We start from the raw sequence: 11,781 nt of genomic DNA on the forward strand, positions 1-11,781 counted from the left end.
ACCCGCGTCCGCCAGCGCCGCCCGGATCACCCGCTGCTGCGCCGGGCCGCTGGGCGCCGTCAGGCCGTTGCTCGCACCGTCCTGGTTCGTCGCCGAACCGCGGACGACGGCCAGCACCGGGTGCCCGTTGCGCCGGGCGTCCGACAGTCGCTCCAGCAGCAGGATTCCGGCGCCCTCGGACCAGCCGGTGCCGTCCGCGTCGGCCCCGAACGCCTTGCAGCGGCCGTCGGCCGACAGCGCGCGCTGGCGGCTGAACGCCACGAACGGGTCGGGGGTCGCCATCACGGCGACGCCGCCGGCCAGGGCCAGCGTGCAGTCGCCCGCCCGCAGCGCCCGGATCGCCAGGTGCAGCGCCACCAGCGAGGACGAGCAGGCCGTGTCCACGGTCACCGCGGGCCCTTCCAGGCCCAGGGTGTAGGCGATCCGGCCGGAGACCACGCTGGTCGCGGTCCCGGTGTCCAGCAGGCCCTGGACCTCGGGGAGGTGGCGCGAGCCCTCGCCGTAGCCGTTGCCGATCGCCCCGAGGAAGACGCCCGTTGCGGTGCGCCGCAGCGTGCGGGGGTCGATCGCGGCCCGCTCGACCGTCTCCCAGGCGGTCTCCAGGGCCAGCCGCTGCTGGGGGTCCGTGGCCAGTGCCTCGCGCGGCGAGATGCCGAAGAACTCGGCGTCGAAGTCGGCCGCGTCGTGCAGGAAGCCGCCCTGCCGGGTGTAGGACGTGCCGGGCCGCTCGGGGTCCGGGTCGTAGAGGCCCTCCAGGTCCCAGCCGCGGTTGACCGGCCAGGCGGAGATCGCGTCGGCGCCCTGGGATAGCAGCTCCCACAGCTGTTCGGGCGTGTCGGCACCGCCGGGGTAGCGGCAGGCCATCGAGACGATGGCGATCGGTTCGTGGCGGGCCTGCTCGGCCTCGCGCAGCTGCCTCCGGGCGTCACCGAGGTCCGCAGTGGCGCGCCTGAGGTAGTCGAGCAGCTTCTTGTCGTCGGACATCAGTGCCAGCTCTCTCTCAGACGTTCCCGAAGTCGTTGTCGATCAGGGCGAACAGCTCGTCCGCTGTCGCCGTCTCCATCGCTGTGGCGGTGTCGTCCGCCGGTCCTGGCGGCGGTGCGTCGCCGGTGCGCCGGCGCCAGCCGCGCAGCAGTTCGTCGAGTCGGTCGCCGACCCCGTCGCTGTCGGCCGCTCCCGGTGGGGCGGCCGTGAGGAGCGCGGCCAGCCGATCCAGCTCGGCCAGCAGCGGCGAGGGCGGTTCGGGCGCGGCGGACAGCTCCGCGTCCAGGTAGGCGGCGAGCGTCTCGGGTGTCGGGTGGTCGAAGACGGCCGTCGGCGGGACGGCCAGCCCGGTCGCCTCGCACAGCGCGTTCCTGAACCGCACCGCGAGCATCGAGTCGAAGCCGACCTCGGCGAAGGCGCGTTCCGGGCGCACCGGGCCGGTCCCGGGATGGCCGAGGACCGCGGCCGCGTGCCGGACGACCAGGTCGAGCACCGCCTGACGGCGGGCCCGCGGGTCCAGCGGGGCCAGCCGGGCGGCCAGCCGGACGGCGGGGGTCTCGTCGTCGTCGACCGCTGCCGCCGGAGCCTCCTCGGTCGGCACGGTCGTGGTGGCGGCGGCCGTCCGGCCCGGGGTGGCCAGCCAGTACCGGTCGCGCTGGAAGGGGTACGTCGGCAGCGGGACGGGCGCCGGGCCGCCCGGCCTGGGGGTCCCCGTCCAGAGCGACCAGTCCGTCGGACCGGCGCCGGCCGCCCACGCCTCGGTCAGCGAGGCCAGCAGCCGGTCCCGGCCGCCGTCGCCGCGCCGCAGCGTGCCGACCGCCGTCACGTCCCGTCCGGCCTCCGCCGCGACCGCCTCGATCCCGGCGAGCAGCACCGGGTGCGGGCTGACCTCGACGAGCAGGGTGTGGCCCGCGTCCAGCAGGGTGCGGGTCGCTCCGGCGAAGTCGACCGGTTCGCGCAGGTTGCGGTACCAGTAGGCGGCGTCGAGCGACTCCCCGGCGACGGGTTCGCCGGTCACCGTCGAGTAGAGCGGGACGGCCGAGGCGCGGGGGCGGATCCCGGCGAGGGCTTCGCGCAGTTCGTCCTCGATCTCGGCGACCTGGGCCGAGTGGGCCGCGTAGTCCACCGGGATCGCCCTGGCCCGGACGCCTTCCCGCTCGCAGGCCGTGAGCAGGGCGGCCAGTTCCTCCGGCTCGCCGGCGACGACCACGGCCTCGGGGCCGTTCACGGCGGCCACGCACGCGCGTCCGCCGGCGGGCAGCAGGCCGGTGGTCCGCTCGGCGGAGGCGGCGACCGACACCATGCCGCCGCGGCCCGCCAGCCTCAGCAGCGCCCGGCTGCGCAGCGCCACCACGAGGGCCGCGTCGTCGAGCGACAGCGCTCCGGCGACGCAGGCGGCGGCGATCTCGCCCTGGCTGTGCCCGACGACCGCGTCCGGGGTGACCCCGGTGTCGCGCCAGTGCGCGGCCAGCGCGACCATCACGGCGAAGAGCACCGGCTGGACGACGTCCACGCGGTCGAGCGTCGGTGCGCCGGGCGCGCCGCGCAGCACCTCGGTCAGGGACCAGTCGGTGTGCGGGGCGAACGCCCGTTCGCAGTCGGCGACGGCGGAGGCGAACGCCTCGGAGGCGTCGAGCGCCGCCGCGGCCATGCCGGCCCACTGCGAGCCCTGGCCGGGGAAGACGAAGACCGTGCGGCCGCCGCGCGCCCGGTCCTGCACGGCGTCGGGGGCGGGTTCTCCCGCCGCGAGGGCGTCCAGCCAGCCGAGCAGCGCGGCGCGGTCGCGGCCGGTGGCGGCCGCCCGGAAGGGCAGGGCGGGGCGGGTGGTGGCGAGCGCCCGGGCGGTCGCGGCGGCCCCGGCGTCGGGGTCGGCCCGCAGGTGCTCGCCCAGCCGGCGCGCCTGGCGGCGCAGGGCGGCGGGGGTCATGGCGGAGAGCAGCCAGGGAACGGTGGTCCCGGGCTCCTCGGCCGGCGGGCGGTGGTCGGCGGCGGGCGCTTCCTCCAGGACGGCGTGGGCGTTGGTGCCGCTCATGCCGAACGCGGAGACGCCGGCCCGGCGCGGCCGGCCCCCGTCCGGGGCCTCCCAGGGGCGGGCGTCCGTGAGCAGCCGGACCGCGCCGGCCGACCAGTCCACCCGGCTGGACGCCTGCTGGGCGTGCAGGGTGGCGGGGAGCACGCCGTTGCGCAGGGCGAGCACCGTCTTGATGACCCCGGCGACGCCGGCGGCGGCCTGGGTGTGCCCGATGTTGGACTTCAGCGATCCCAGCCACAGCGGGCGGTCGGCGGGCCGGTCCTGGCCGTAGGTGGCCAGCAGGGCCTGCGCCTCGATGGGGTCGCCGAGCACGGTGCCGGTGCCGTGCGCCTCGACCAGGTCGACCTCGGCGCCGGAGAGTCCCGCCGTGGCCAGCGCGGCCCGGATCACCCGTTGCTGCGCGGGGCCGCTCGGGGCGGTGAGGCCGTTGCTGGCGCCGTCCTGGTTCACCGCGGTGCTCCGTACCAGGGCGAGGACCGGGTGCCCGAGGCGGCGCGCGTCGGAGAGGCGTTCCACGAGCAGGACGCCCACGCCTTCGCCCCACCCCGTGCCGTTCGCCCCTTCGGCGAAGGAGCGGCAGCGGCCGTCGGGCGACAGGCCCTGCTGGCGGCTGAACTCGACGAAGACGTCCGGGCTCGCCATCACCGCGGCGCCGCCGACCAGGGCGAACGAGCAGTCGCCGGCGCGCAGGGCCTGGCCGGCCAGGTGCAGGGCCACCAGCGAGGACGAGCAGGCCGTCTCCACGGTCACGGCGGGGCCGCCGAGGCCGAGGGTGTAGGCGATGCGGCCGGAGGCGACGCTGGTGACCGTGCCGCTGAGCAGGTGCCCCTCGACCTCGTCGGACGGGTTCTGCGGGCCGGCGCCGTAGCCCTGGGAGGCGACGCCGACGTAGACGCCGCCCTCGCTGCCGCGCACCGACGCGGGGTCGAGTCCGGCCCGCTCCAGGGCCTCCCAGCTGGTTTCGAGCAGCAGCCGCTGCTGCGGGTCCATGGCCAGGGCCTCGCGCGGGGAGATGCCGAAGAACTCCGCGTCGAACTCGGCCGCTCCGTCCAGGAATCCGCCGCCGGTGGTGTAGAAGGTGCCCGGGTGCAGGGGGTCCGGGTCGTAGAGGTCCGCCAGCGGCCAGCCGCGGTCGGCGGGCAGCGCGGCGACCGCGTCCACTCCGTCGGCCACCAGCCGCCACAGGTCCTCGGGCGAGCGGACGCCGCCCGGGAAGCGGCAGGCCATCGAGACGATCGCGAGGGGTTCGTCGGCCGCCGCGGGCCCGGCCGTGCCGGTGGTGCCGGTCGTGTCGTCGGCGTGCGGTTCCGTGCCGCCCAGCCCGGCGAACAGGTGCCCGGCGAGGGCGGCCGCCGTCGGGTGGTCGAAGACGGAGGTGAGCGCGAGCGGCAGGGCGGTGGCCGCGACCAGCCGGTTGCGGAGTTCGACGGCGGTGAGCGAGTCGAAGCCCGCCTCGCGGAACGGGCGGTCGGCGGCGAGGCCGACGGCCGACTCATGGCCCAGTACGGCGGCCGCCTCGCTCCGGACCAGTTCGGTCAGCAGCCTGCGGCCCTCGGGCTCGGACAGCCGGCGCAGCCGGTGCGACCAGGACGGGTCGCCGCCGGTGCCGGGTCCGGATTCGGCGGGGGTGTCCGCGGCCGCGGGGCCGCCGTCCGCCGCCCGGAACTCGGCGGCGGCGGGCAGGTCGCGCAGCAGCGCGCTCTCCCGGACCGAGCCGAAGGTGGGTGCGAAGCGGCTCCAGTCCAGCTCGGCGACGACCGCTTCGCCCTCGTCCAGGGTCAGCGCCAGGCCGAGCGCGGAGAGCGCCGCGGCGGGGTCCATCGGCACCAGCCCGTGGCGGCGCAGGCCGTCGCCGACCGCGCCCTCGGCCATGCCCGCGCCGGCCCAGGGGCCCCAGGCCACCGAGGTCGCCGGCAGGCCCCGGCCGCGCCGCGCCGCGGCGAGGCCGTCCAGGTAGGCGTTGGCCGCCGCGTACGCGCCCTGGCCGCCGCTGCCCCAGGTGCCCGAGATCGACGAGAACAGCACGAAGGCGTCCAGCGGGCGGCCTTCGAACAGGGCGTCGAGGTGGGCCGCGCCGCGCATCTTGGCGGCCGTCCGCAGGGCCAGTTCCTCCGGCGTGCAGTCCATCAGCGCGGTGTCCGAGGTGAGTCCCGCGGTGTGCACCACGGCCCGCACGGTGTCGCCCTCGGCGTGCAGCCGCTCCAGGACCCCTTCCAGCGCGGTGCGGTCGGCGACGTCGCAGGCCAGCAGGGTGCTCCGGGCGCCGAGCGCCGCCAGGGCGTCGGCCAGCGCTTCGGCCCCCGGGGCCTCGGGGCCCCGCCGGCCGAGCAGGACCAGGTGGTCCGCGCCGCGCTCCGCGAGCCAGCGCGCCACCTGGGCGCCGAGGCCGCCGGTGCCGCCGGTGACCAGGACGGTGCCGCGCGGCGTCCACGGTGCGGGCGCGGGCGCTGCGAGCTCCGGCGCGGGGACGAGCCGGCGGCCCAGCGGCGCCCGCGTGCGCACGGCCACCTGGTCCTCGCCGTCCGATCCGGCCAGCACCGCGCACAGCCCGTCCAGCGCGGGCCCGTCCAACAGCTCCGGCAGGTCGACCAGGCCGCCCCAGCGCAGCGGGTGCTCCAGGGCCGCCACCCGGCCCAGGCCCCACACCTGGGCCTGCTCGGGGCGGACCTCCTCGGTGCCGTCGGCCGCCACCGCGCCGCGGGTGGCGCACCACAGGGGTGCGTCGATGCCGCTCTCGCCCAGGGCCTGGAGCAGCAGCAGGGTCCCGGTCAGGCCGGCGTCCAGCGTCGGCAGGCCCGGGTGGGGCCCCTCGGCCAGGGCGAGCAGCGACAGGACGCCCTCCAGGTCGCCGAACTCCGGCAGCAGCAGGGCCAGTTCGGCGCGTTCGACGGCGGCTCCGACCCGGGTCACCACCACGTCGGCGCCGTGCCCGGCGAGGGCCTGTTCGCAGGCGAGCGCGGTGTCCTCGGCGCCGGGTCCGTCCGGGACGACCAGCAGCCAGCGGCCGGAGAGGCGGGGCTCCGCGGGCTCGGCGAGCGGCTCCCACGCGATGCGGTAGCGGTGCAGGCCGGCGGGGGCCGCGGTCGCCCGGCGGGCGCGCCAGGCGACGGGGGCCGGGTCCGCCGCGGCTTCCGGCCAGAAGCGCCGGTGCTGGAAGGCGTAGGTGGGCAGGTCGACCCGCCGCACGTCGGCGCCGCTCCAGCCCGCCGACCAGTCCACCGCCACGCCGCGCAGGTGCAGCGAGGCGAGTGCGGTGCGGACCGCGTCCGACTCGCCGCGGTCACTGCGCAGCAGCGGCACCGCCCCGGGGCCGCCGGGGGCGGGAGCAGGGCCGTCGGGCGCGGAGTCGGAGTCGGGTTCGGCGAGGCAGGCGTGGAGCATGCCGGACAGCACGCCGCCCGGTCCGAGTTCGAGGTAGGTCGTCGCGCCCTCGGCCCGCAGTCGACGGGCCCCTTCCAGGAAGCGCACGGTGCCCCGGGCGTGCCGCACCCAGTGGTCGGGGGAGCGGAGTTCCGCGGCCGTGGCCGTGCGCCCGGTCAGGTTGGAGACGATCTCGATGCCGGGCGCGTGGTAGGTCAGCGACTCGGCCACGTCCCGGAAGGCGTCGAGCATCCCGTCCATCCGGGCGGAGTGGAAGGCGTGGCTCACGCTCAGGCGCCGGGTGCGCCGGCCGCGCGACCGGAACGTCTCGGCCAGGCGCCGTACGGCGTCCTCGTCGCCGGACAGGACCACGGACTCGGGCCCGTTGACGGCGGCGATGTCCACCGCGTCCCGGTCCTCGTCCACCAGGGCCCGGCGCACTTCCTCCTCGCCGGCCTCCACCGCCACCATCGCCCCGCCCTCGGGCAGTTCGTCCATCAGCCGGCCCCGGGCCGTCACCAGCGCGCAGGCGTCGGGCAGGTCCAGCACGCCCGCCGCGTGGGCGGCGGCGAGTTCGCCGACGGAGTGCCCCATCAGCAGGTCGGGCCGCACGCCCCAGTGGCGCACCAGCCGGAACAGCGCCGTCTCCAGGGCGAACAGCGCGGGCTGGGTGTACCGGGTGCGGTCGAGCAGCTCCGCGTCGGGGGTTCCGGGCTCGGCGAACAGGAGGTCCCGCAGGCTCAGGTCGAGGTGCGGGTCCAGGCCGGTCAGCACCTCGTCGAGGGCGTCGGCGAACACCGGGTCCTCGTAGTAGAGCTCCGCACCGGCGCCGGCCCGCTGGCTGCCCTGTCCCGGGAAGAGGAACGCGGTCCGGCCGGAGCGCACGGCGCCGCCGGTGAGCAGTCGGCCCGCCGTCGTGCCGCGCGCGAGTGCGGTGAGCGAGCGCCGGACGGACGCCCGGTCCCGTCCCAGGACGGCGGCCCGGTGTTCGAGCGGGGCCCGTCCGGTGGCGAGCGAGTAGGCGACGTCCACCAGTTCGACGTCCGGGTCGGCGTCGAGCCGGCCCACCAGCCGGTCGGCCTGGGCCCGCAGGGCCTCCGGTGTCCTGGCCGAGAGCAGCAGCGGCACGGGCGGGCCGGTGCGGCGGGCGGTGGGGGTGGCGGTGTCCGCGGCGAGGGCCATCGTGGCGGCGGCGGGGACGGCGGCGGTTCCCGCGGTGGGCACGGCCGGGGTGTCGGTCCGGTCCAGGGCGGGCACGACCGCGATCGCGGGCGCCTGCTCGACGATCACGTGCGCGTTGGTGCCGCTGATGCCGAACGACGACACGCCCGCCCGGCGCGGGCTCCCGGTCTCCGGCCACGGGGTGTGCGCGGTGAGCAGGCGGAGGCCGCCGTCGGACCAGTCGACGTGCGGGTTCGGCGTCCCGGCGTGCAGGGTTCCGGGCAGTTCGCCGTGGCGGATGGCCAGCACCATCTTCATCACTCCGGCCACCCCGGCCGCCGCCTGGGTGTGCCCGATGTTCGACTTCACCGAGCCGAGCCACAGCGGACGGTCCGCCGGGCGCTCCGGTCCGTGGACGGCCTGGAGCGCCTGCGCCTCGATCGGGTCGCCGAGCCGCGTGCCGGTGCCGTGGGCCTCGATCGCGTCGATCTGGTCGGCGCGCAGCGCGGCGTCGGCCAGGGCGGCGCGGATGACCTGCTGCTGGGAGGGGCCGTTGGGGGCGGCGAGCCCGTTGCTGGCGCCGTCCTGGTTCACGGCGGTGCCGCTGATCAGCGCGAGGACCGGGTGGCCGTGGCGCAGGGCGTCGCTGTGGCGCTCCAGCAGCAGCACTCCGGCGCCCTCGCCCCAGCCCGTGCCGTCCGCCTCCGCCGAGAACGCCTTGCACCGTCCGTCGGCGGCGAGCCCGCGCTGACGGCTGAACTGCACGAACAGCCGCGGGGTGCTCATCACCGTCACCCCGCCCGCGAGGGCCTGCTCGCAGTCGCCGCGCCGCAGTGCCTGCACGGCCAGGTGCAGCGCCACCAGCGACGAGGAGCACGCGGTGTCGACGGTGAGCGAGGGCCCCTGGAGGCCGAGGACGTAGGACAGCCGCCCCGACAGCACACTGGCCGTGTTCCCGGTCAGCAGATGGCCCTCGGACACCCCCTCGGCGCCCTCCAGCAGCGCGGAGTAGTCCTGGCCGTTGGTGCCGATGTAGACGCCGACCTGGCGGTCCTTCAGCGCGGTCGGATCCTGCCCGGCGGCCTCGACCGCCTCCCAGGCGGTCTCCAGCAGCAGCCGCTGCTGCGGGTCCATGGCCAGTGCCTCGCGCGGCGAGATGCCGAAGAACTCCGCGTCGAAGTCGGCCGCGTCGTGCAGGAAGCCGCCCTGCCGGGTGTACGTGGTGCCGGGCCGCTCGGGGTCCGGGTCGTACAGCCCCTCGGTGTCCCAGCCCCGGTTCGACGGCCAGTCCCCGACGGCGTCGGTGCCCTCGGCGAGCAGCTGCCAGAAGTCCTCGGGCCGGGCGACCCCGCCGGGGAAGCGGCAGCCCATGCCGACGATCGCGATCGGCTCGTTGCCGACGGGGCCGGCGGGGTCGGCGGACTCCGCGGTGCCGCTCGCCGCGTCCGGCAGGTCCTCGGCCAGGTCCAGTTCGGCGAGCAGCCGGCCGGCCAGTGCCGACGGCGTGGGGTGGTCGAAGAGGACGGTGGCGGGCAGGGCCAGCCCGGTGGCGGCGGCGAGCCGGTTGCGCAGCTCCACCGCCATCAGGGAGTCGAAGCCGAGTGCGGAGAACGCCTTTCCGGGCTGGACCGTGTCGACGTCGGGGTGGCGCAGGACCGTCGCCGCGTGGGTGCGCACCAGTTCGGTGAGGGTCCCGACCCGGTCCTCGTGGCGCGGCAGCACGGCGATCCGCTGCCGCAGGGTGTCGGCGGCGCCGTCGCCCTCCCGGGCCGCCGGGGGTGCGGCGGTGTCCGGGGCGGGCCGCGCGGCGGCCGGGTCCGGCATCCCGTCGAGCAGGGCGGCGGAGCGCAGGCCGATGCCCGCGGTGAAGCGCTTCCAGTCGACGTCGGCGACCACGACCAGCGTGTCGTCCGCCTCCAGGGCCCGGCCGATCGCGGTGACGGCCGTCTCGGGCTCCATCACCGGCAGGCCGAAGTCCCGCAGCCGGCCGGCGACTTCGTCCGCCAGCATGCCCGGCCCGGCCCAGGCGCCCCAGGCCACGGACGTGCCGGGCAGCCCGGCGGCCCGGCGAGCGGCGACGAGTGCGTCGACGGCCGCGTTGGCGGCCGCGTAGTTGCCCTGCCCGGCGTTGCCCACGACGCCCATCACGGACGAGAACACCACGAAGGCCGACAGGTCGAGGCCCGCGGTGGCCTCGTGCAGGTTCCGGGCGGCGGTCAGCTTGGCGCGCAGCACCACGGCGAGCCGCGCGGGGTCCAGCGCGTCGAGCACCCCGTCGTCGAGGACGCCCGCCGCGTGGATCACGGCGGACAGCGGGTACCGCGCCGGGATGTCGGCGACCAGCGCCGCCAGGGCGGCCGGGTCGGCGACGTCGCACGCGGCGAAGGCGACTTCGGCGCCCAGCGCCGTCAGTTCCGCCCGCAGCTCGTCCGTACCGGGGGCGTCGGCGCCGCGCCGGCTGACCAGCAGCAGCCGCTCCGCGCCCTGGCCCGCGAGCCAGCGCGCGGTGTGCGAGCCGACGCCGCCGGTGCCGCCGGTGACGAGGACCGTGCCTCGCCACCGGGCGTCCGGGCCGCCCGCGCGGTCCTTCGGCGGCACGGCCGGCGCGGGCCGGAGCCGGCGTCCGTGGACCCCGGTGGAGCGCACCGCCACCTGTTCCTCGTCGGCCGCGGCTCCCGCGAGCACCGCGCACAGGCGGCGGGCGGCCCGTGCGTCCAGCACCTCGGGCAGGTCGACCAGACCACCCGAGCGCTGCGGGTGCTCCAGGGCCAGCGTCCGGCCCAGGGCGGCGGAGGCGGCCTGACCGACGTGTCCGGGCCGCTCCGCCCCGCCCAGGACGGCGGTTCCCTTCGTCAGCGTCCAGAGCCGGGCCTGGATGCCCGCGTCCTCCAGTGCCTGGGCCAACGCGAGGGTCAGCGCCGGACCACCGGGCAGGTCGGGGTGTTCGGGGTGGGGACGCTCCTCCCAGGACAGCAGGGACAGCACGCCGGCGATCGGCTGCTCCCCGGCGGTCTCCGTGAGCAGGGCGGCCAGCTGTTCGCGGGTCGCGCCGGGATCGGTGACGACGCACGGGAGGAGGTCGGCCCCGGCCTCGCCGAGGGCGTCCAGGACGGCCGCCGCGTCGCCGCCCTCGGGACGCAGGGCGAGCCAACGACCGGGGAGGCCGTCCGCCGGCGTGACCGACAGGGGCGCCCAGGCCACGTGGTAACGCCAGGAATCCGCCTTCCGCTCACGGCTCCTGACGGTGCGCCAGGTCGCCAGCGCGGGCAGGACTTCGTCCAGGGCGGCACGGCCGACCCCGAGGAGCTCGGCGAGCCGGGCGGGGTCCTGCAGTTCCAGGTCGTCCCAGCGGTCCTCGGCGGGGGCGGCCGGGACGGCGGCGGGGGCCGTCAGCCAGTAGCGGGTGCGCTGGAAGGCGTACGTCGGCAGCTCGACGCGCCGCGCGCCCGGGAACGCCGTGGACCAGTCCACCCCCAGGCCGCGCTCCCAGCCACGGCCCACCGCACGCAGCACCTGCACCGGGCCGCCCTCACCGCGACGCAAGGTTCCCAGCACCGCCGCGTCCACGCCCGCGGCCTCGACCGACTCCCCCGCCGCCACCGCCAGCACCGGGTGCGGGCTGGACTCGATGAAGACGCGGTGCCCGGCCGCGAGGAGCGCGCGGGTCGCCTGCTCGAACTCGACGGTCTCCCGCAGGTTCCGGTACCAGTACTCGGCGTCCAGGGCCTTCGTGTCCAGCAGGCCACCCGTGACGCTCGAATAGAACGGCACCGCACCGGACAGCGGCACGATGCCGTCCAGGTCGGCGAGCAGACGCTCGCGGACCTCCTCCACATGCACGGAGTGCGACGCGTAGTCCACCTCGATCAGACGCGCCCGCACACCCTCCGCGACCAACGCGTCAACGAACTCCTGCACCGCGTCCGCGTCACCCGACACCACCGTCGACGACGGACCGTTCACCGCCGCCACCGACAGTCGACCCAGGCGCTCCCGCACCACATCCACCGGCAACGGCACCGACGCCATACCGCCACGGCCCGCCAGTGAACCCACCGCGCGGGAACGCAGTGCGACCACCCGCGCCCCGTCCTCCAGGCTCAAGCCGCCCGCCACACACGCCGCGGCGACCTCGCCCTGCGAGTGGCCCACCACGGCATCGACCGTCACACCGAACGACCGCCACACCTCCGCCAGCGACACCATCACCGCCCACAGCACCGGCTGCACCACATCGACCCGCG

Annotated in this window: 2 protein-coding genes; both read right to left on the minus strand. The window is 77.1% G+C overall.

The window, feature by feature from the left end:
• Positions 1–984 (minus strand): beta-ketoacyl synthase N-terminal-like domain-containing protein (locus IEZ12_RS39020; RefSeq protein WP_229847948.1); only part of this gene is annotated, 984 nt, incomplete at its 3' end.
• Positions 985–1,000: 16 nt separating this feature from the next.
• A partial coding sequence (locus tag IEZ12_RS24930) for a type I polyketide synthase (protein WP_189274863.1) occupies positions 1,001–11,781 on the minus strand: 10,781 nt, incomplete at its 5' end.

Origin of the sequence: Kitasatospora griseola (assembly GCF_014648555.1) — a bacterium.
GTDB lineage: Bacteria > Actinomycetota > Actinomycetes > Streptomycetales > Streptomycetaceae > Kitasatospora > Kitasatospora griseola.